Source organism: Pseudoxanthomonas jiangsuensis (assembly GCF_010093185.1).
Lineage (GTDB): Bacteria > Pseudomonadota > Gammaproteobacteria > Xanthomonadales > Xanthomonadaceae > Pseudoxanthomonas > Pseudoxanthomonas jiangsuensis.
Map to the genome: position 1 here is coordinate 1 of NZ_PDWL01000030.1, position 21026 is coordinate 21026.

The following is a 21026-nucleotide window of genomic DNA, read 5'->3' on the forward strand; positions in this document are numbered from 1 at the left end:
TGCCGTACTTGCTATTGGTGGGCTGTCGCATGGGGTATAAGGGGACGGGGCCGGCGGTCCCTTACCCTGCCGCCCGCCGGCACCCGCGCCAGCGCCGCCGACGTCGGCCGGCGGGTACGGGTGCCGTTCGGGCCGCGCGAACTGGCCGGGGTGGGGGCCGCGGGCGGCGAGCCCGACAGCCCGGCCGGGCTGCGCGAGGCGCTGGCCTTCGCCGACCCGGTACCGCTGTTCGACGGCGAACTGCTCGACTCCCTGCGCTGGCTGGCGCGCTACACCCACGCCCCGCTCGGCGAGGTCCTGGCCACCGCCCTGCCGGCGCCGCTGCGCGCCGGCGAGCCCCTGCCCGACACCCATGCCTGGGCCTGGGCCCTGACCGAAGCCGGCGCCACCGGCCTGGAAGGCCTGCGCCGCAACACCCGGCCGCGCCGGCTGGCCGAGCTGCTGCAGGCCGGACCTTTGGACGAGGACCACCTGGACCTGCGCCTGGACGGCTGGCGCGACGCCGCCCGCGCCCTGGGCAAGCGCCGTTACGCCGAACGGATCGCGGTGCCGGCGTTGCCCGCCGCCCCGGTGCCGCAGCCCGGGCCTTCGCCCAACGCCGGCCAGCAGGCGGCGATCGAGGCCGTAGCCGCATGCGCCGGCTTCTCCCCGGTGCTGCTGGAAGGCGTCACCGGCAGCGGCAAGACCGAGGTCTACCTGCACGCCATCGCCGACTGCCTGGCGCAGGGGAAACAGGCGCTGGTGCTGGTGCCGGAGATCGGCCTGACCCCGCAGACCCTGGCCCGCTTCCGCGCCCGCCTCGGGGTGCCGGTGCACGCCCTGCACTCCAACCTCGCCGACGGCGAGCGCGCCCGGGTCTGGGCCGCGGCCTGGCGCGGGCAGGCGCGGGTGATCGTCGGCACCCGCTCGGCGGTGTTCACGCCCTTGCCGGAGGCCGGGCTGATCGTGGTCGACGAGGAACACGACGCCAGCTACAAGCAGCAGGACGGGATCCGCTACCACGCCCGCGATTTCGCCCTGGTCCGGGCCAAGGCGCTGGAGGTGCCGGTGCTGCTGGGCAGCGCCACACCCTCGCTGGAAACCCTGCACAACGTCCGCGCCGGCCGCTACGCCCACCTGCGCCTGCGCCTGCGCGCCGGCGACGCGAAACCGCCGGCGGTGCGGATCCTGGACGTGCGCAAACGCCCTTTGCAGGCCGGACTGGCGCCGGAGACGCTGGAGATGATCGGCGCCGCCCTGGCCGACGGCGGCCAGGTGCTGGTGTTCAAGAACCGCCGCGGCTACGCCCCGGTGCTGCTGTGCCACGACTGCGGCTGGAGCGCGCAGTGCCCGCGCTGCAGCACCCCGGCCCAGGGCACGCCGATGACCGTGCACGCCGGCGGCGGACGGCTGGTCTGCCACCACTGCGGCCACCGCCAGGCCCGCCCTTTGGCCTGCCCCGACTGCGCCAGCCTGGCCCTGCAGCCGCAGGGCGTGGGCACCGAGCGCCTGGAGGAACTGCTGGCCGAGCGCTTCGCCGGCTGGCCGGTGCTGCGGATCGACCGCGGCACCACCGCCCGCCGCGACGGCCTGGCCAGGCTGCTGGCCGAACTCGGCGACCGGCCCGGAATCCTGGTCGGCACCCAGATCCTGGCCAAGGGCCACGACCTGCCGAACCTGACCCGGGTGGTCGTGGTCGGGGTCGACGAAGGCCTGTTCTCCTCCGACTTCCGCGCCGGCGAGAAGCTCGCCCAGTTGCTGGTCCAGGTGGCGGGCCGCGCCGGCCGCGCCCAGCGCCCGGGCGAGGTCTGGTGGCAGACCCACCACCCCGACCACCCCCTGCTGCATGGCCTGATCAACGGCGGCTACGACGCCTTCGCCGATGGCGAGCTGGCCCAGCGCGAGGCCGCCGGCTTCCCGCCGTTCGCGCACCTGGCCCTGCTGCGCGCCGAGGCGCAGCAGGCCGACGCCGCCGGCGCCTTCCTGCGCGCGGCCAAGGCCGCCTTGCGCGATGCCGGCCGCGGCCCGGAGGCGCAGAGGATCGAACTGCTCGGCCCGCTGACCGCACCGATGGCCCGGCGCGCCGGCCTGTACCGGATGCAGCTGCTGCTGTCGGCGCCCGCGCGCCCGGCCCTGCACGCGCTGCTCGACGCCGCCCTGCCGGCGATCCACGCCCTGCCCGAGGCCCGGCGCACGCGCTGGTCGCTGGATGTGGACCCCATGGACCTGTACTGAAAGCGTAAGGAGCACGGATGGATTCGGCCGACGACATTCCCCACCTGCTGGTCATCGGCGGCGGCTTCGCCGGCCTCTGGGCGACCCGCGCGCTGGCCAGTGCGCCCGTGCGGATCACCCTGCTCGACCGCAGCAACCACCACCTGTTCCAGCCCTTGCTGTACCAGGTCGCCACCGCCGGGTTGTCGGCGCCGGACATCGCCGCGCCCTTGCGCCACATCCTGCGCCGGCAGGGCAACGTCGAGGTGCGGCTGGGCGAGGCGGCCTCGATCGACCCGGCCGCGCGCACGGTGGCCCTGGCCGACGGCGGCACCCTGCGCTTCGACTACCTGCTGCTGGCCAGCGGCGCCACCCACGCCTACTTCGGCAACGACCAGTGGGCCGCGCACGCGCCCGGGCTGAAGTCGCTGGACGATGCCCTGGACCTGCGCCGCAGGCTGTTGCTGGCGTTCGAGCGCGCGGAAGGCTGCGACGACCCGGCCGAGCGCGCGGCCTGGCTGAACTTCGCCATCGTCGGCGGCGGGCCCACCGGGGTCGAGCTGGCCGGCACCCTGGCCGAGATCGCCCGGCACACGCTGAAGGACGAGTTCCGCCATATCGATCCGGCCAGCGCGCGGGTGCGCCTGGTCGAGGCCGGTCCGCGGGTGCTGGCGTCCTTCCCCGAGGCGCTGTCGGAGAAGGCGCGCCGCCAGCTCGAGCGGCTGGGGGTGGAGGTGTCCACCGGCGTGCCGGTGACCGCGATCGACGCCGGCGGCTACCGCCTGGGCGAGGACTACGTGCCGGCCCGCACCGTGGTCTGGGCCGCGGGCGTGGCCGCCTCGCCGCTGGCGCGCGCGCTGGGCGTGCCGCTGGACCGCGCCGGGCGGGTGCCGGTGGAGGCCGACCTGAGCGTGCCCGGGCATCCGCACGTGTTCGTCGCCGGCGACCTGGCCGCGGTCAAACGCGCCGACGGCAGCCCGGTGCCAGGCGTCGCCCCGGCGGCCAAGCAGATGGGCCGGCACGTGGCCGCGGTGGTGCGCGCGCGGCTGCAGGATCGGCCGGCCGCCGCGTTCCGCTACCGCGACTTCGGCAACCTGGCCACCATCGGCCGCATGGCCGCGGTGGTGGACCTGCACGGCTTCAAGCTGTCCGGGCTGCTGGCCTGGTGGTTCTGGCTGGCCGCGCACGTGTTCTTCCTGATCGGGTTCCGCAACCGCCTGGTGGTGCTGCTCAACTGGGCCTGGGCGTACTGGAGCTACCAGCGCGCGGCGCGGATCATCCTCGGGCGGGATCGCGACCCGGAGCGGTCACCGCGCGCATGACAATCGCGGCCACCGCTGCGATCCTGTGCGCCCGCCCCCAGCGCGATCCGCCGTGTCCCTGCTCCTTTTGCTGTTCGACCTGGTCGGCACCTTCGTGTTCGCGCTCAGCGGCGGCACCCTGGCGGTGCGCTACCGCCTGGATTTCTTCGGCGTGCTGGTGCTGTCGTGCGCGGCCGCGGTCTCCGGCGGCGTGGCCCGCGACGTGCTGATCGGCGCGCAGCCGCCGGCGGCGCTGGCCGACTGGCGCTACCTGGCCACCGCGATGCTGGCCGGCGTGGTCACCTTCTACCGGCACGGCGCGATCGAGCGGATGCGCAACCCGGTGCAGCTGTTCGACGCGGCCGGGCTGGCGCTGTTCGCGGTGCTGGGCACCGGCAAGGCGCTGGCGTTCGGGCTGTCGCCGTTCGCCGCCACCCTGCTGGGCATGACCAGCGGGATCGGCGGCGGCATCGCCCGCGACCTGCTGGTGGCGCGCACGCCGGTGGTGCTGCAGGCCGAGCTGTACGCGGTGGCGGCGCTGGCCGGCGGCGGCGTGGTCGCGCTGGCGCACGTGGCCGGGCTGCCGCAGACCCCGGCGATGGCGGTCGGCGCGCTGGTCTGCTTCGGCCTGCGCTACATGGCCATCCGCCACGGCTGGCACCTGCCGGTGGCGCGGCCGCACGACGGCAGCTGAGCTGCGGCATGGGCCGGAACGCCGGCCCCGGATACGCGAACGGCCCGGAAATCCGGGCCGTTCGCACTGTCGCCTGGAACCTGGCGCGGTCAGGCCGCCAGCAGCGCCTTCATCTTCTTCATCGCGTTCGCCTCGATCTGGCGGATGCGCTCGGCCGAGACGCCGTACTCGTCGGCCAGTTCCTGCAGGGTGACCTTGCTGTCGGCATCCAGCCAGCGGCGGGCGATGATGTCGCGGGAGCGCGCATCCAGCCCGGCCAGGCCTTCGCGCAGCAGCTGCAGCTGGTTGTCCTCGCTGTCCTGGCGTTCGTAGGCCTGCGACGGATCCTCGTCGTGGGCGACCAGGTAGGCCGACGGCGACGGCGGCGCGTGCTCGTCGTCCTCGTCGGACGGCGCATCGAAGCCGATGTCGCGGCCGGACAGGCGCGCCTCCATCTCCAGCACCTCGCGCTCGGAGACGTTGAGGTCGCGGGCCACCGCGGTGACCTCGGCGGCGTTCATCCAGCCCAGGCGGGTCTTGGCCTTGCGCAGGTTGAAGAACAGCTTGCGCTGGGCCTTGGTCGTGGCGACCTTGACGATGCGCCAGTTCTTGAGGATGAACTCGTGCATCTCGGCGCGGATCCAGTGCACCGCGAAGCTGACCAGGCGCACGCCCAGCTCGGGGTCGAAGCGCTTGACCGCCTTCATCAGGCCGATGTTGCCTTCCTGGATCAGGTCGCCCAGCTGCAGGCCGTAGCCGTTGTAGCCGCGGGCCACGTGGACGACGAAGCGCAGGTGCGAATGCACCAGCTCGCGCGCGGCGTCCAGGTCCTCCTCGTCGCGGAAGCGGCGGGCGAGGTCCTGCTCCTCCTCGACGCTCAGCACCGGGATCTGGTGTACCGCGCCGATGTAGGCCTCCAGCGATCCCAGCGGGCTGGGGATCGGCAGGTTGTTGGCGACGAGCTGGGTGGAACGGATGGTCTGGGTCATGGCAGGCATCTTAGCAATCGGGGTGTTGGACTGCTAACGCCAGGGATGGTTCCCGGTGTTGCATCCGTGCAACGGTGCCGACCCTCCGCACCGCTTTCAAAATCAATCACTTGCTCGCGTAAAACTGAACGATCGCGTAGCGGCCGGGGCCATCCTGCACCGCCGGCCGCCAAACCTTCGTGAGGGCGCGGCGACGGGTTTCCAAGGGGCCCGTTCCTACGACCGCGCCAGCTCCGGCAGGTCGAACACCAGCACCTCGGCGCCCTCGCCGGCCTCGATCCGCACCTGTGGCTCGTCGCGGTACATCAGCGCGTCGCCGGCCGTGAGGGAACGGCCGTTGACCGTCGCCCGGCCGCGGACCAGATGGACGTAGGCCAGCCGGCCCGAGGCTATGGCCAGGCCGGCGGACTCGGCGCCGTCGAACAGCCCGGCGTACATCCGCGCGTCCTGGTGGATGCTGACCGAACCTTCGGCTCCATCCGGGCTGACCACCAGCCGCAGGCGGCCGCGCTTCTCGCCGTCGTCGAAGCGCTTCTGCTCGTAGCCGGGGGCGATCCCGGTGCGCTCGGGCAGGATCCAGATCTGCAGGAAGTGGGTGGCGCCGGTGCTGTCGTAGTTGAACTCCGAATGGGTCACGCCGGTGCCGGCGCTCATCCGCTGCACCTCGCCGGGGGTGATGCTCTCCACGTTCCCCATCGAGTCCTTGTGCCCGAGCGCGCCTTCCAGCACGTAGCTGACGATCTCCATGTCGCGGTGGCCGTGGGTGCCGAAGCCCTGGCCGGCGGCGACCCGGTCCTCGTTGATCACCCGCAAAGGACCCCAGTGCACGTGCTCGGGATCGAAGTAGTCGGCGAAGGAGAAGCTGTGCCAGGAATCCAGCCAGCCGTGGTCGGCATGGCCGCGCTCGGCGGCCGGTCGCAGGGTGATCACAGGGCACCTCCTCGGGATCGACGCCGGGGAGATTCCCGGCAGGCGCACAGGATGATTGCCGGCACTCCCGGGATAAAGCGGGTGCCAGATCCCTGATTGTTCTATTTATGCGAGATATCGCCCGGTGTGATCCGGCTTGCCGCCGTCCCCGCCGGCAATCAGCCGCCCGCGGCCAGCATCGCCTCGACCTCGGCCCGCGGCGGCAAAGACCAGTCGATCGGCGCCTGGCCGTGCCGGGCCAGGTACTCGTTGGCCGCGGCGAAATGCCCGCAGCCGAAGAAGCCGCGGTGCGCCGACAGCGGCGAGGGGTGCGGCGCCTTCAGCACCCGGTGCCGGCGCGGGTCGATCACCTTGCCCTTGGCCTGGGCGTAGCTGCCCCAGAGCAGGAACACCAGGCCCTCGCGCTCGCGCGCCAGGGTCTCGATCGCATGGTCGGTGAAGCCCTCCCAGCCCTTGCTCTGGTGGGCGCCGGCGCGGCCCTGCTCGACCGTCAGCACCGCGTTGAGCAGCAAAACCCCGCGCCGCGCCCAGGGCAGCAGGCAGCCGTGGTCGGGCCGCGGCAGGCCCAGCTCGGTGCCGATCTCCTTGAAGATGTTCTCCAGCGACGGCGGCACCGGCACCCCCGGCAGCACCGAGAAGCACAGGCCGTGCGCCTGGCCGGGACCGTGGTACGGGTCCTGGCCCAGGATCACCACCTTGACCTCATCGAAGGGCGTGGCGTCGAACGCGGCGAAGATCCGCGGCCCCGGCGGATAGACCTGGGCGCCGGCGGCCTTGCGCTGGCGCAGGAACTCGGCCAGCGCGCGCATCTCCGGGCGCGAGAGCCAGTCGCCGATGCGCGCCTTCCACGAGGGTTCCAGCCGGATGCGGTCGTCTTTGCCCATGTCCGGCGCTCAGAACGTGCGGGTGCCGCCGTCCAGCCGCGCCAGGCGCAGCTGGAACAGCACCTTGGTGACCAGCAGCCGCTCCTCGATCGGCTTCTGCACCAGGTCGTTGGCGCCGGCCTTGAGCAGCTCGGACTGGTTGTGGCGGTTGCCGTCGCCGGTCATCACCAGCACCGGCAGGCGGCGCTTGCCGTAGCCGAAGTCGATCCGGATGCGCTCGACCACGTCGCGGCCGCTGAGCTCGCCCTTGAGGGTGACGTCGGTCAGGACCAGGTCGATCTTGTAGGCGGCCCGGCCCAGCGACTCGGCCGTGAGCAGGCCGAACGCCTCCTCGGCGGTGAGCACGTGGATCACGTTGAGCTGCTGGCGCTCGAGCATGCGCTTGGTGGCCTCGGCCACCACCCGGCTGTCCTCGATGTACAGCACCGTGGCGCCGACGATCGGCTGCGGCTGCACGTAGCCGCGGATGAACTCGGCCAGCGCCTCGTGCCCCAGCGACTTGTCGAAGTAGTCGGTGACGAACTCGGTGAAGCGGCGCTCGACCAGGTGCTGCTGGGCGTCGCCGGAGACCACGATCACCGGCACGTAGGCCTGGCCTGCCGCCTCGCGCACGCTGCGCGCCAGCTCCAGGCCGTCGCCGTCGGGCAGCGACAGCGCGGTGGTGACCAGGTCGACCGCGCCGGCCTCCAGCGCCTGGCGGGCCTCGGAGATGCTCGAGCAGCCGACCACCTGCACGTCCGGTAGCTCGCGGGTGAGCACGTCGGCGATCAGCTTGCGCACCAGCTTGGAGCCGTCGGCCACCATCACCCGCGGCGCATCGCTGATCAGGTGCTTGAGCTCGTGCGAGGCCATCAGGTCTCCGTGGGACGGGTCTGGCGCAGGAAGTGCCCGGTGACCGCCCAGGCCCCCAGCCACCCCAGCAGGACGGTCGCCACCAATACCATCCCCGAGTGCAGGCCATCCAGTCCCTTCAGCGCGAACTGGCTGCCGTAGCTGGCGCTGAGCGCGGCCAGCGGCCCGCGCAGGGCCAGGCCGGCGGCGGCGATCAGGGCCAGCGCCAGCAGCCCGGCGCCCAGGCCGTACCACGCGCCCAGGTACAGGAACGGCCGGCGGATGAAGCCGTCGCTGGCGCCGAGCAGCTGCAGCACGCCGATCTCCTCGCGCCGCGACTGGATGTCCAGGCGCACGGTGTTGCCGACCACCAGCAGGGCGCCCAGGCCCAGCAGCACCGACAGCACCTGGACCACGCGCTGGCCGAAGCGCAGCCAGCCGTCCAGGCGCTGGCGCCAGACCGCGTCGTGCTGGACCAGGTCGGCCTGCGGCAATGCCTCCAGCGCGCGCGCCAGGGCCGCATCGTCGTCGCCCTGCGGGGTCACCACCAGCAGGGTCGGCAAGGGGTTGTCGCCCAGCGCGTCCAGCGCCTCGGCCAGGCCGCTGTCCTGGCGGAACTGCGCCAGCGCCTGTTCCGGCGTGCGCACCTCCACTTCGGCGACGTCTCCGCGCGCGCGCAGCTCGTCGGCCAGCTTGCGCGCGGCCGCCGCGTCCACGTCCATCTCCAGGAACAGGCCGATCTCGCGCGACTGCTGCACGCTGCCGGCGAAGTGGCGCAGGTTGTCCATCACGATCGACAGCCCCAGCGGCAGCGCCAGGGCCAGGCCCATGACCGCGACGGTCAGCAGCGTGGCCCAGGGCTTGCGCGCGGCGCGGCCGAGGCTGAAGGCCAGGCTGTGCAGGTGGTGGTCGAGCCAGACCCGCGGCCGCGAGGGGCCCCTGGCCGCAGCGTTGCCGGCGCCCTTGGCGCGGGCGGCGGGCGCCCTGTTGCCCGTGTCCGCGCTCATTCGGCCAGGTCCTGGGGCGAGATGTCGTCGACCAGGCGGCCGTGGTCGAGCACCAGCACCCGCTTGCGCATGCGCCGCAGCAGGGGCAGGTCGTGGCTGACCACCAGCACGCTGGTGCCGCGCTCGGGCAAGCCGGCGAAAAGGGCCATGATCTCGGCCGACAGGGTCGGGTCGAGGTTGCCGGTGGGCTCGTCGGCCACCAGCAGGCGCGGTTCGGCGACGATCGCCCGGGCGATGCCGACGCGCTGCTGCTCGCCCGCCGACAGCTGGCCGGGCAACGCCTTCTCGCGATGGCCCAGGCCCATGCGCTCGAGCACCGAGCGCACCCGCTTGCCGATCTCCGCGCGCCGGGTGCCGCGCAGGATCAGCGGCAGGGCCACGTTCTCGCCGATGCTGCGGTCGGTGAGCAGGCGGTGGTCCTGGTAGACCACGCCGACCTCGCGCCGGTGCAGCGCGACCTTGCCGCCGCGCACCCTCTGCAGGTTGCGCTCGCCCAGCAGCACGGTGCCGCGGGTCGGCCGCTCGGACAGGTGGATCAGCTTGAGCAGGGTGCTCTTGCCGGCGCCGGAATGGCCGGTGACGAACAGCATCTCGCCTTCGGCCACGTCGAAGCTGACGTCGACCAGCGCCTGGTGGCCGCCGGGGTACTGTTTGCTGACGCTTTCGAATCGCAGCACGCTCATGCCGCGATTATGCCGGGGCGATCGCCTCCGGGGCGATACGGCGTGCCGGGTCCCGGCGTGCGCCGGGACGACGGGACCGGGATGCGGCGACACGCGGGGCGCGACGGCGCCCCGCGCTGTCAGCTGCCCGACACCAGCGAGCGCAGCTTGCGGCCGATCCGGCCGAAGAAGGAATCGCCCTTGTCCGCCGGCTTGGCCGATGCCTGCGGCTGGGCCTGGCGGCCGCCCTGCTGCGGCTTCGACGTACCGCCCTGCTGCTGCGGAACGGCATCCGCCGCGGCGCCGTCCACCGGCTTGCCGCGACGACGGCGACGAGGCTTGCGCTGCGCACGCTCGCCCTCGGCCCCGGTCTCGGCGCGCGCCGGCTGGCCTTCGGCCGCCGGGCGCGGCGGACGCGGCGCACGCGCCGGCGCGGCGGCTTCGCCAGCGGCCGCGGCCACGGAACCCGCGGTACCGCCGGCCGCGCTGCCTTCGCCCTCGACCCGCGGGCGACGTGGACGGCGCTCGCCGTCGCGACGCTCGCCGCCGTGGCGGCCACCACCGCTGCCGCCGCGACCGCCACCCGGGCCGCCGCGCGAACGGCCGCCGCCGCGGCGCTCCTCGTCGGCCGCGCGCTGCTCGCGCGCCTCGCGGAAGATCTGGCCGATGCTCTCGTTCTCCTCGCCTTCCTCTGCCTCGCCGGCTTCCGGCTTCGGCCGCTCCGGCCGCGGCAGCGGGGTCAGCAGCTCGGCGGTGACCGGCTCGGACGGGGTCTTCTGCTCGATGTAGGCCTCGATGTCCGGCAGGCCCATCGCGTAGCGCTCGCAGGCGAAGCTGATCGCGTCGCCCTCGGCGCCCAGGCGGGCGGTGCGGCCGATGCGGTGGACGTAGTCCTCGGCGTCGAACGGCAGGTCGTAGTTGTAGACGTGGGAGACGCCGTCGATGTGCAGGCCGCGGGCGGCCACGTCGGTGGCCACCAGGATCTCCAGCTGGCCGGCCTGGAACCGCTTCAGCAGCGACTCGCGCTTCTTCTGCGGCACGTCGCCCGACAGCACGCCGACCCGGTAGCCGGCGCGCTCCAGCGCCCGCGCCACCCGCTCGACGAAGGCCTTGGTGTTGACGAACACCATCGTCCGCGCGCCCTCGCTCCGGGACAGCAGGCCGATCAGCAGCGGCAGCTTCTCCTCGTCGGACGGGTAGTACAGCTTCTGGCGCACCCGCGCGGCGGTGATCGATTCGGTCTCCACGACGAGCTTCTCGGGCTCGTTCATGTGCTCGTAGGCCAGCTCCAGCACGCGGTGGCTGAGGGTGGCCGAGAACAGCAGGGTCTGGCGCTCGGTGCGCACCGGCATGCGCCGCAGCAGGAAGCGGATGTCCTTGATGAAGCCCAGGTCGAACATCCGGTCGGCCTCGTCCAGCACGCAGATCTCGCAGGCGTGCAGCGAAACCACCCGGTGCTGCTTGACGTAGTCGATCAGCCGGCCCGGGGTGGCGATGATCACGTCCACGCCCTTCTGCAGCAGCTCGCGCTGCTTGTCGTAGTCCACGCCTCCGTAGACCAGGGCGAAGCGCAGGCCCAGCTCGGAACCGAACTTGACCGCGTCCTTGTGGATCTGGATCGCCAGTTCGCGGGTCGGCGCCAGGATCAGCGCGCGCGGGTCCTCCGGCTTGCGCTCGGCCAGCGCCGGGCGGGTCAGCAGGCGGTTCATCACCGCCACCAGGAAGGCCAGGGTCTTGCCGGTGCCGGTCTGCGCCTGGCCGGCGACGTCGCCGCCGGGCAGGGCCACCGGCAGGGTCAGCGCCTGGATCGGGGTGCATCGGGTGAAGCCCGCCGCCTCCAGGCCGGCCAGCAGCGCCGGGTGCAGGTCGAAGGAGGAAAACGTCACATCGGTCAGCGGCTTGTCGCTCATCATCCAGTCTTCATAGGGCCTGGCGCAGCGTGGTGCGGCAGGGCGGCCTCGCGGGCCTGTGTTGCAATCGGGTTCCCGGCGGCAGCACACTGCGCGCGGCGCCGGGTCGTGCGGCCGTCGGGGGACGGTGAGCCCCTTGACATGGCCGCGTAACGCCCCAGTTTAACCCAAGGCGCCGTCCGCCCGCCGGACGGTGCAGGCAACCCCCACGGAGATTCCATGTGAACGACAAGGTCATGCATGTCGGCGACGCCGATTTCGACAGCGCCGTGCTGCAGTCCCAGGAACCGGTGCTGGTCGATTTCTGGGCCGAATGGTGCGGCCCCTGCAAGATGATCTCGCCGATCGTCGACGAACTGGCCCAGGCCTACGACGGCCGGATGAAGGTCGCCAAGGTCAACATCGACCAGAACCGCGCCACCGCGATCAAGTACCACGTGCGCTCGATCCCGATGCTGCTGCTGTTCAAGGACGGCCAGATCCAGGCCACCCAGGTCGGCGCGGTCGGCAAGGGCCAGCTGACCCAGATGATCGACAAGACCTTGGGCGCGGCCGCCTGAGACCCGCCCGGCACGGCGGGACGGCCGGGGAAGCCGTCCTGCCCGCGCCTGAACCGCCCTCGGGACCGGCTTGCCGGCGCCCCGGAGGCGGTGCTAGTGTCAGCCCATCCGGCCCGTTCCGCGTGGCCGCACCCTCGCCGGAAAACGACGTTCCAACGCTCCGGCGCAGCACCCCACCCAGCATCCAGCCGCCCCGTCCGAGGGCGCTCGCATCTGCAAGCGAGGAATCGCAGTCTTGTCCGAGAACACCCTGCCTGAAGCGACCGGGAGCGACGACGCACCCGCCGAGAAGCGCGTGCGCAAGCGCGCCACCAAGCCGGCCGACGCCGGCGCCAGCGAAGCGCCCGCCGCCGCCGCCGCACCGGCACCGGCACCGGCGGCTCCGCCGGTCCAGGCTTCGCTGCCGATCCAGTCCGGCGGCGGCGATGCCGCCCCGGCGCCGCAGAACAACGCGCCCCGGTACCCCGGCCAGGAAGGCGGCCAGAACGGCCAGCCCCAGCCCCAGTCCCAGCCGCAGGGCGGCGAAGGCGGCGACCGCGAGGGCGGCAACCGTCAGAACCGGCGCGAGCGCTTCCGCAACCGCCGCGACCGCGAGCGCAACCGCGGCGGCTTCCGCGACGATGGCGGGATGCAGGACGACAACGGCAACAACCAGCCGCACGTACCGCGCCCGCACCCGAGCGTGCCGGAAGGCTTCCCGCAGTACTCGCTGGGCGACCTGAAGCGGATGCCGGCGCACAAGCTGCTGGAGATCGCCGAGCAGCTGCAGATCCACGAGGGCGTGGCCCGCGCCCGCAAGCAGGACGTGATCTTCGCCCTGCTCAAGGTCCTGACCCGGCACGGCGAGGGCGTGGCCGCCGACGGCGTGCTGGAGATCCTGCCCGACGGCTTCGGCTTCCTGCGCGCGGCCGAGGCCAGCTACCTGGCCGGCCCGGACGACACCTACATCTCGCCCAGCCAGATCCGCCGCTTCAACCTGCGCACCGGCGACCACCTGTCCGGCCGCATCCGCTGGCCCAAGGACGGCGAGCGCTACTTCGCCCTGTCGGTGGTCGACACCATCAACGGCGAGCCGCTGGAAGCGTCCAAGAACAAGAACCTGTTCGAGAACCTGACCCCGCTGTTCCCGCGCAAGCGCTTCCGCCTGGAGCGCGGCGACGGCAGCACCGAGGACATCACCGGCCGCATCCTCGACCTGATGGCGCCGCAGGGCAAGGGCCAGCGCGCGCTGATCGTCTCCCAGCCCAAGGCGGGCAAGACGATGATGATGCAGCAGGTCGCCACCGCGATCACCACCAACCACCCGGACGTGCACCTGATCGTTTTGCTGATCGACGAGCGCCCGGAGGAAGTGACCGAGATGCAGCGCACCGTGCGCGGCGAGGTCATCTCCTCGACCTTCGACGAGCCGGCCGCGCGCCACGTCCAGGTCGCCGAGATGGTGATCGAGCGGGCCAAGCGCCTGGTCGAGCACAAGAAGGACGTGGTGATCCTGCTCGACTCGATCACCCGCCTGGCGCGCGCCTACAACAACGTGGTGCCGTCCTCGGGCAAGGTCCTGACCGGCGGCGTCGACGCCAACGCCCTGCACCGCCCGAAGCGCTTCTTCGGCGCGGCCCGCAACGTCGAGGAAGGCGGCTCGCTGACCATCATCGCCACCGCGCTGATCGACACCGGCAGCAAGATGGACGAGGTGATCTACGAGGAGTTCAAGGGCACCGGCAACTCCGAGGTGCACCTGTCGCGCCGGATCGCCGAGAAGCGCGTGTTCCCGGCGATCGACATCAACCGCTCCGGCACCCGCCGCGAGGACCTGCTGATCGAGCCGGAGCTGCTGCAGAAGATCTGGATCCTGCGCAAGCTGCTGCACCCGATGGACGAGATCGGGGCGATGGAGTTCCTGCTCGACAAGATGAAGAACACCAAGTCGAATGATGAGTTCTTCAGCTCGATGAAGCGCTGAAGGCACCGCGACCGCTTCGAGGAAACGCCCCGCATCCGCGGGGCGTTTCCGTTATGGGGTCAGCCCGCGCGCGCCGGCAATGCCCAGATGCTGTTCGGGTCGCCCTCGCGGCCGCGGCGCAGGGTGGCGCGGGCCATGCGCCAGTAGGCCCAGGCCAGGGCCAGGGCGACCGCGTCCACCACCAGCCGGGTGGCGTCGCCGTGCGCCAGGCCGGCCCAGGGTGGGGCGCCGGTGCCGATCCAGGCCGCCGCCGGCACCAGAACGGTCAGCACGGCGCATAGCCAGAGCAACTCGTGACCGGCCCGCGCCGGCCGGCGCACGCAGGCCCAGCCGATCGCGGCGAAGAACACGACGAAGTAGCTGGCCCGCAGCCACGCCTGCGGCAGCAGCTTGTCGGCCAAGAACAGCGCCGAGATCCCGGCCACGCTGCCCAGGCACACGCCCAGGGTCAGGGCCGCGACCAGGCGGGTGCGCCGCGGCTGCTGCAGCTGGCGGCGCTTGCGCCGCGCCTCGATCCACAAAAGGTTGCCGCTGTAGAACAGGAAGGCGCCGGCCAGGCCGAGCACGAAGTACAGCCACTTCACCGCGGCCTGGCCGAAGTTGCCGTAGTGCAGCGCCTGCAGGCCGCGCAGGAAGGCCATGCCCGGCGGATAGTCCTTCGGCCCTAGGGCATTGACCAGCTCGCCGCTGCCGGCGTTGAGCGCCACCCCGCCGAGCTGGTTCAGGCGCCTCTGCGGCAATTCGCCGTACAGCGTGGCGGTGCCATTGGCGTCGCCGGCGTCGTGGTACAGCACGCTCTCCACCGCCAGCCCCGGCAGGGCCAGCTGGCCGCGGCGCAGCAGTTCGGCGACGGGCAGCACGGGGGCGGGCGTGCCGGCCGGCTCCACGTGCGGGGCGATGTCGAAATCCGCTTCCAGCAGCTTCAGCAGCTTGCCGTCGTAGACCAGGAACTGGAACGGCGCCAGCAAAACGAAGCCGATGGTCAGGACCGCGCCGGACCAGGCGAAGATCACGTGGAACGGCAGGGACAGCCGCAACAACTACCGCCCCACCGTACGGCACCCTCGCATCGCCGGATGGACGCCTCGCGCGCGACCCGGGACCATCGCCTCCGCCGCGGCGGCGCATAATTCCGCGGGCCCATGGAAGCCCCCCTCCCCGGAACCCTCAGCTTCGAACTGGCCCTGGTGCTGCTGGCGGCGGCGATCGTCGCGGTGCCGCTGTTCCGCCGCTTCGGCCTGGTCGCCGTGCTCGCCTACCTGGCCACCGGCGTGCTGCTCGGCCCCGACGGCCTGGGCGTGGTCCGCGATCCGGAACGGATCCTGGGCGCGTCCGAGATCGGCGTGGTCATGCTGCTGTTCGTGATCGGGCTGGAACTGTCGCCGGCGCGGCTGGCGCTGATGCGGCGGCCGGTGTTCGGCGCCGGCAGCGCCCAGGTGTTCGCCTCGGCCCTGCTGCTGGGCGGCGCCCTGTACGCCTACGGCCTGCACTGGAAGGGCGCGCTGGTGGCCGGCCTGGGCCTGGCCCTGTCCTCGACCGCGGTCGGCCTGCAGCTGCTGGCCGAGCGCAAGCAGCTGGGCAGCGACCACGGCCGGCTGGCGTTCGCGATCCTGCTGTTCCAGGACCTGATCGCCATTCCCCTGCTGGCCCTGATCCCGCTTCTGGGCGGGGCCAAGAACGAGACCCTGACCTGGAGCATGGTCGGCCACGCCCTCGGCGCGCTGGTGCTGGTGTACTTCGGCGGCCGGCTGATGATGCACCGGACCCTGAAGATGGCCGCGCGCGCGCAGGCGCCGGAGGTGTTTACCGCCACCGCCCTGCTGGCGGTGCTGGGCAGCGCCTGGATCATGCAGCAGGCCGGGCTCAGCCCCGGCCTGGGCGCGTTCATCGCCGGCGTCCTGCTGGCCGACTCCGAATACCGGCACGAGCTGGAATCGCAGATCGAGCCGTTCAAGGGCCTGCTGCTGGGCCTGTTCTTCATCGCCGTGGGCATGGGCATCGACCTGGACCGGATCGCGGCCGAGCCCGGGCTGATCGCCGGCGGCGTCGGCCTGCTGCTGGTGGTGAAATTCGCGGTGCTGTACGGCGTGGGCCGGGCGGCGAAGATTGCGCCGGCGCATGCGTTGATGCTCGGCGGCACCCTGTGGCTGGGCGGCGAGTTCGCCTTCGTGGTGTTCCAGGAAGCGCTGCGCGCGCGCCTGGTCTCGGCCGCCAACCACGATCGCCTGGTCGCGATCGTCGGCGTGTCGATGGCGCTGATGCCGTTGCTGCTGCTGGCCCTGGAGCGGCGCGTGCGCCGCCACGAGGCGCAGCACCGTCCGGTCGCGCCGGAGCACTACGACGCCCTGCCCGATCCGGCGCTGGAGAAGCCACAGGTGCTGGTGGCGGGGGTCGGCCGCTTCGGCCAGATCGTGGCCCGGCTGCTGGCCGCCCAGCGCATCCCCTACGTCGCGCTGGAAAGCAGCCCCGAGCAGGTCGAGGACGTGCGCCGCAATGGCGGCCGGATCTTCTACGGCGACCCCACCCGCCCGGACCTGCTGCGCGCGGCCGGGGCCGAGCACGTGAAGGTGTTCGTGGTCTGCACCGACGACCCGGACAGCAACCTGCGCGCGGTGCGCCTGATCCGGCGCCTGTACCCGCAGGCGCGGATCCTGGCGCGCGCGCGCAACCGCCAGCACGCCTGGCGGCTGATGGACCTGGGCACCGAGCCGTTCCGCGAGCTGCTCGGCAGCAGCCTGGAACTGGGCGAGCGGGTGCTGCTGGAACTGGGCGTGCCGGCCGAGGTCGCCGCCGACCACGTGCGCCGCTTCCGCGCCCACGACGAGGCTTTGCTGCGCGAGCAGTACCTGGTCTACGACGACGACGCGGCGGTGGTGCAGAGCTCGCGCCACGCGCGCGCCGACCTGCTGAAGCTGTTCGAGGCCGATACCGGGGAAAGTGGAAGCGGCGGAAGCAGTACCGCCGGAGTTGCCGGCGATTCCACGCCGCCCCGGTAGGATCTCCATGCCTGGGGGATGACCTAAAGCGCTGGCTTCGGACGGGGCCGCCATGCCTTGGGTCTGCGGTGCACCGCTCGGGCGGGCGTCCTGCCCGCAACTCGCGGCCGTGGCACATCCCTGTGCCACTTGCCCCGCAGACCCAAGGCACGACGTCCTCTGCGGGCGTGGAGTTCACCGCTTCATGGTGCTTCTGCTCTTCAGGCTTCTACTACGCCTTCTACCAGCCGTCGTCCCGGCGAATGCCGGGACCCAGTGTCTTTGCTCCCCTTGCAGGAGCACAGCGAAGCGGAGAAGCAAGGCGCTGGGTCCCGGCATTCGCCGGGACGACGGTCATGGAAGTCCTGAACTTCCAGCGCGCAGAAGACGTGGCGGACCGGTTGTGTTGTGGCAGCGGGCATGGATGCCCGCGGTAGCGAGTGCGCACAGGGATGTGCGCCCGAGCGGCCACGACACGGCCGGTTCGCCGCGGCTCAGCCCGGAGCCAGCCAACTCGATGCTTCGCCCGTTGCCGTTCAGATGATGGACGTCAGCCGCGCGGCTCGCGCAGGAAGCGGGCCATCGATACGCCGGTCTGCGCCGGGGCGAATTCCGCGGCCACGTCGACGAAGCCGCGCATCACCGCGATCTCGCGCGGGGTACGGTTGAGGGTGTCGCGCAGGTCCGGGTCGGCGCCGGCGCGCAGCAGGCGTAGGACCACTTCGCGCAATCCGTGCAGGGCCGCCAGGTGCAGCGGGCCGAAGCCGCGCGGATCCTGCACCTCCAGCGAGACGCCCTCCTCCAGCAGACGCTCCACCCCGGCGAAGACCACGCCCTCGTCGCAGGGACTGCCCGGTTCGGCCCGCGCGCCCAGCAAAAGCAGCAGGGGCGTGACCCCGCCGGCGGCCGGCTGGTCCGGCTCGGCGCCGGCCAGCAAAAGGGTGTCCAGCAAGGCCAGCAGCCGCGGCCGGTCGCGGCCGGTGAAGCCGTAGAGCGCCGCGCAGTGCAAGGGCGCCAGGCCCTGGGCGTCGCCGGCGCCGATGTCGGCGCCGGCGGTGAGCAGCCGGGCGGCGATGTCGGCCAGGCCCAGCGCCGAAGCCAGCATCAGTACCGTCACCCCGCCCGGCAGGCGGTGTTCGATGTCCGCGCCGGCGTCCAGCAGGGCGACCACGATCGCGGTCTGGCGCATGCTCACCGCCGCCGACAGCGGCGTGGCGCCGCTGTGCGCGGCGTGCTGCGGGTCGGCGCCGCGCGCCAGCAGCAGGTCCACCGCCGCCGCGTGGCCGCCGCCGGCCGCGCGCAGCAGGCCGGTGCAGCCCTGGGTATCGGTGGCGTCGACCGGGAACCCGAACTCGAGCAGGCGCCGGACCGCATCGGCGTCGCCGGCCATGGCCGCGGCGACCACGTCGGCCGGACGCAGCGGCCGCTTCGGCAACGGCCAGGTGCGCCAATCCAGCCAGTCGGCCAGGTCGCGGCGGCCGCTGGCCAGGGCCACCCCCAAGGGGGTCTGGCCGTCGGCGGCGCGCGCTTCCGGCGAAGCACCCTGGGCGACCAGCCGGCGCAGGGCGGACTCGCGGCCCAGGGCCGCGGCCAGGTGCAGGGCGGTCATGCCGTGGCTGTCGCGGGCCTCGCGGTCGACCCCGGCCTCGAGCAGGGCGTCGAGCAGGCGCAGCCAGCCCAGCCGCACCGCCAGCGACAGCGGCGGATCGCCGGCCGGCGACGGCGCGAACGGATCGGCGCCGGCCAGGAACAGGTCCAGCGCCAGCTGTTCGTGCTGGCGGCCGACCTGGTCGCGCTGGGCGCAGGCGGCCAGGAAACGCGCCAGGCCACCACCGCCGGCCGGCGAAGCGCCCTGGCGCAGCAGGAGCTGGATCGCAGCGGCGGCCTCGCCGCCCTGGCCGAACAGGGCGGTCAGCGCGGTCTCGCCTTCGACCGCGACCTCCGGGTCGGCGCCGTGGGCCAGCAGCCAGGCAACCGCTGGCGGCTGCGCGCGCAGGGCCGGGTCGTGCAGCAGGGCGCCGGTCTCGGCCGGGGCGCACAGCCGCGCCAGCGCCGGCAGGCCTTCCAGGCGGCCGGACTGCAGGCCGTCGCGCAGCAAAGCCAGCGGCGGACGCTCGTCGGCCTGGGCTGGGGCGGCGGCCACCGCCTCGGCGACCGCGGCCGGCAGCGGATAGTCGGGATCGAGCGCGGAGACGATCGCCCAGCGTCCCGCCTCGGCGGCCACGTCCACCGCGCGGCGTCCGCCGGCGTCGGCCTGGGTCGGATCGACCCCGGCCTCCAGCAGGCGCCGGACCACCGCCAGCGAGGCCTGCTCGGCGCCGGCGGCCAGGGCCAGGGCGTTGCGGCCTTCGCCGTCGACCGCGGCCACGTCCACCCCGGCCGCCAGCAGGTGTTCGAGCACCCCGCCGCGCAGGCCGCGGGCGGCCTCCAGCCAGGGCGTGCGCCCGGCCGCGTCGCGCACCTGCGGATCGGCGTGGGCGGCGAGCAGGGCGGCGACGATGTCGGCATGGCCGGCGAGGGCCGCCTCGTGCAGGGCGGTGCGGCCCTGGCGGCCGGGAGTGCCGACCTTGGCCTTGAACTTCAGCAGCAGCTGCACCCCGGCCGCGTCGTCCTCCTCGGTGGCGGCCGCCGCCAGCAGCGCCGGCTGGCCGCCGGCCGGCTCGGGCCGGGCGCCGCGCTCGAGCAGGAACTTGGCCAGGCGCCAGTTGCCGGCGGCGCAGGCCACGCCCAGGGGCGAGAAGCCGTCGTGGTTGAGGGCGTCGATCTCGGCCGCGGCGTCGCGCAGCAGCGCGGCCACGCCCGGGTCGGTGCTGCGCGCGGCATGGTGCAGGGGGGTGTTGCCGTCGGCGTCGCTGGCGCGCGGGTCGGCGCCGTTGGCGAGCAGGGTCATCACCGCCTCGGGACGGCCGTGCCAGCTGTCGCGGGTGGCGGCCAGCAAGGGCGCCATGCCGCCGTCGGCGGCGTTGAGGTCCACGCCGCGGCCGATCAGCGCGCGCAGCAGGCGCAGGTCGGGCAACACCGCGGCCAGCACCGCCAAGCTGCGGCGGTCGCGCTCGCCTTCCGGCGGCGGCGCGTGCGGGTCGGCGCCGGCGTCGAGCAGCTGCAGGGCGCGGTCGACCCGACCGGCGCGCGCGGCGAGGTGCAGCTCGGCCGCCAGGCCGGCGGGATCGGCGGCCATGGCCGCGGGCAGGGGTTCGGGTTCCGCCGCCGGTTCGAGCCGCGCGGTGGCGAGGAATTCGAGCGGGCTGGCGAGGCTGGCCGCCGGCGCGGCGCGCTGCACGACCAGGTGCAGCCAGGGCTGGACCAGGGCCAGGACCGCAGCCACGCCCCAGCGCGCGGGCGAGGCCAGCAGTCCCGGCCAGCCCAGCAAAAGCAGCCCGCCCAGGACCGCGGCCACGGCGCCGGCCACCGCCAGTCCCGACCAGTGGCCGGTGTCCTGCTGCGGCAGGCGCCGCCACTGCGCGAGCAGGGAGCCCTCGCCGCGCTCGACCGCCCGCCACAGCGGCCAGGTCCGCCACAGTCCGAGCAGCAGGGCCGCGGCCATTGCGCTCACCCCCAGGGCCGCGCCCAGGCTGCCGCTCTGGCGCAGCGCCTGCAGCGGCCAGGCCAGCAGCGCGAGTGCCAGCAGCAGGCCCAGGCTCCACAGCAGCAGAAGCGCGGACAGCCCGCGCTTGAGCGCGGGCAGATCGCCCGGCCAGGCGCGGCTGCCGGTCCACCAGGAGACGGCCAGGGCCAGGGCCAGCTGGGCCAGCAAGCCCGGCAGCAAAGCCAGCGGGCCTTCGATCCCGGCCAGCACGCCGAGCAAGACGCCGGCGACGCCGGCACCCAGCGCGGCCCGGCGCTGGCGGCGCCCGGCCTCAGCCATCGGCCTGCGCCGCCGCGACCGCGTTCGGCGGGAACTGGATGTGGAAGCCGTGCCGGGCCAGGTTGGCCCGGACCACCGCCGGGTCGGCCTGGGCCAGGCGCCGCTCCGGGGTCAGGGCGACTTCCAGCACGAAGCGCAGCTCGCCCAGCTGCGCGCGCAAAGGCCCGGGCACGCGCTCGAAATCGTCGCGTGCGGCGAGATAGACGTAGGTTTCGGCCTTGCGCTGGCTCTTGTAGACGTAGGCTTGCATGCGCGCGCGTCGCGGCGGCATCGGGGAAGTGGG

The 21026-nt window shown here is 73.2% G+C and carries 15 protein-coding genes and 1 pseudogene; 6 read left to right on the forward strand and 10 right to left on the reverse strand.

Annotation, left to right across the window (positions count from 1 at the left end):
* Positions 1 to 36 precede the first annotated feature (36 nt).
* The 3 genes from CSC62_RS15265 to CSC62_RS15275 are packed head-to-tail and all read left to right on the forward strand — an operon-like array spanning position 37 to position 4188.
* Positions 37 to 2214: a primosomal protein N' gene (locus CSC62_RS15265; protein ID WP_162407571.1), complete on the forward strand. Its 2178-nt coding sequence runs from the start codon at positions 37 to 39 to the stop codon at positions 2212 to 2214.
* Between the two features lie 17 nt (positions 2215 to 2231).
* Positions 2232 to 3515 carry an NAD(P)/FAD-dependent oxidoreductase gene (locus CSC62_RS15270; RefSeq protein WP_162407545.1) on the forward strand — a complete coding sequence of 428 codons (1284 nt, stop codon included), beginning with the start codon at positions 2232 to 2234 and terminating at the stop codon, positions 3513 to 3515.
* Positions 3516 to 3567: 52 nt separating this feature from the next.
* Positions 3568 to 4188: a trimeric intracellular cation channel family protein gene (locus CSC62_RS15275; RefSeq protein ID WP_162407546.1), complete on the forward strand. Its 621-nt coding sequence runs from the start codon at positions 3568 to 3570 to the stop codon at positions 4186 to 4188.
* Positions 4189 to 4277: 89 nt separating this feature from the next.
* On the opposite strand, the gene rpoH is transcribed toward CSC62_RS15275, so the two are convergent.
* The 7 genes from rpoH to rhlB all read right to left on the reverse strand — a co-directional run bounded on the left by rpoH (position 4278) and on the right by rhlB (position 11380).
* Positions 4278 to 5156, reverse strand: a complete 879-nt coding sequence (gene rpoH, locus CSC62_RS15280) for an RNA polymerase sigma factor RpoH (protein WP_162407547.1) — start codon at positions 5154 to 5156, stop codon at positions 4278 to 4280.
* A 216-nt stretch (positions 5157 to 5372) separates the two neighbouring features.
* Entirely contained in the window at positions 5373 to 6086 is a 714-nt protein-coding gene (locus tag CSC62_RS15285; protein ID WP_162407548.1) for a pirin family protein, read from the reverse strand.
* 158 nt (positions 6087 to 6244) lie between these two features.
* The gene (gene ung, locus CSC62_RS15290) at positions 6245 to 6970 is read right to left on the reverse strand and encodes a uracil-DNA glycosylase (RefSeq protein WP_162407549.1); all 726 of its coding nucleotides are present in this window, start codon (positions 6968 to 6970) and stop codon (positions 6245 to 6247) included.
* Between the two features lie 9 nt (positions 6971 to 6979).
* On the reverse strand, positions 6980 to 7822 hold the full coding sequence (locus CSC62_RS15295; protein WP_162407550.1) for a response regulator: 843 nt from the start codon (positions 7820 to 7822) through the stop codon (positions 6980 to 6982).
* The gene (gene ftsX, locus CSC62_RS15300; RefSeq protein ID WP_162407551.1) at positions 7822 to 8808 is read right to left on the reverse strand and encodes a permease-like cell division protein FtsX; all 987 of its coding nucleotides are present in this window, start codon (positions 8806 to 8808) and stop codon (positions 7822 to 7824) included. The genes CSC62_RS15295 and ftsX overlap by 1 nt, the downstream gene beginning before the upstream one ends.
* Positions 8805 to 9491, reverse strand: a complete 687-nt coding sequence (gene ftsE, locus CSC62_RS15305) for a cell division ATP-binding protein FtsE (RefSeq protein ID WP_162407552.1) — start codon at positions 9489 to 9491, stop codon at positions 8805 to 8807. Before ftsE ends, ftsX begins: the two co-directional genes overlap by 4 nt.
* Positions 9492 to 9610: 119 nt before the next feature.
* On the reverse strand, positions 9611 to 11380 hold the full coding sequence (gene rhlB / locus CSC62_RS15310; RefSeq protein ID WP_162407553.1) for an ATP-dependent RNA helicase RhlB: 1770 nt from the start codon (positions 11378 to 11380) through the stop codon (positions 9611 to 9613).
* 221 nt (positions 11381 to 11601) lie between these two features.
* Here rhlB and trxA point away from each other — a divergent pair, with 221 nt between their 5' ends.
* Positions 11602 to 11940: a thioredoxin TrxA gene (trxA, locus tag CSC62_RS15315; protein ID WP_162407554.1), complete on the forward strand. Its 339-nt coding sequence runs from the start codon at positions 11602 to 11604 to the stop codon at positions 11938 to 11940.
* A 235-nt stretch (positions 11941 to 12175) separates the two neighbouring features.
* Positions 12176 to 13903, forward strand: coding sequence for a transcription termination factor Rho (gene rho, locus CSC62_RS15320; RefSeq protein WP_162407555.1), 1728 nt, complete (start codon positions 12176 to 12178; stop codon positions 13901 to 13903).
* 59 nt (positions 13904 to 13962) lie between these two features.
* Here rho and CSC62_RS15325 read toward each other — a convergent pair.
* Positions 13963 to 14934, reverse strand: a pseudogene (locus CSC62_RS15325) (PepSY-associated TM helix domain-containing protein); the annotation flags it as partial.
* Between the two features lie 111 nt (positions 14935 to 15045).
* Here CSC62_RS15325 and CSC62_RS15330 point away from each other — a divergent pair.
* The gene (locus tag CSC62_RS15330; protein WP_162407557.1) at positions 15046 to 16899 is read left to right on the forward strand and encodes a monovalent cation:proton antiporter-2 (CPA2) family protein; all 1854 of its coding nucleotides are present in this window, start codon (positions 15046 to 15048) and stop codon (positions 16897 to 16899) included.
* 529 nt (positions 16900 to 17428) lie between these two features.
* Here the strand turns inward: CSC62_RS15330 and CSC62_RS15335 are convergent.
* Entirely contained in the window at positions 17429 to 20743 is a 3315-nt protein-coding gene (locus CSC62_RS15335; protein ID WP_162407558.1) for an ankyrin repeat domain-containing protein, read from the reverse strand.
* Positions 20736 to 20993, reverse strand: coding sequence for a YcgL domain-containing protein (locus tag CSC62_RS15340; RefSeq protein ID WP_162407559.1), 258 nt, complete (start codon positions 20991 to 20993; stop codon positions 20736 to 20738). The genes CSC62_RS15335 and CSC62_RS15340 overlap by 8 nt, the downstream gene beginning before the upstream one ends.
* Positions 20994 to 21026 lie beyond the last annotated feature (33 nt).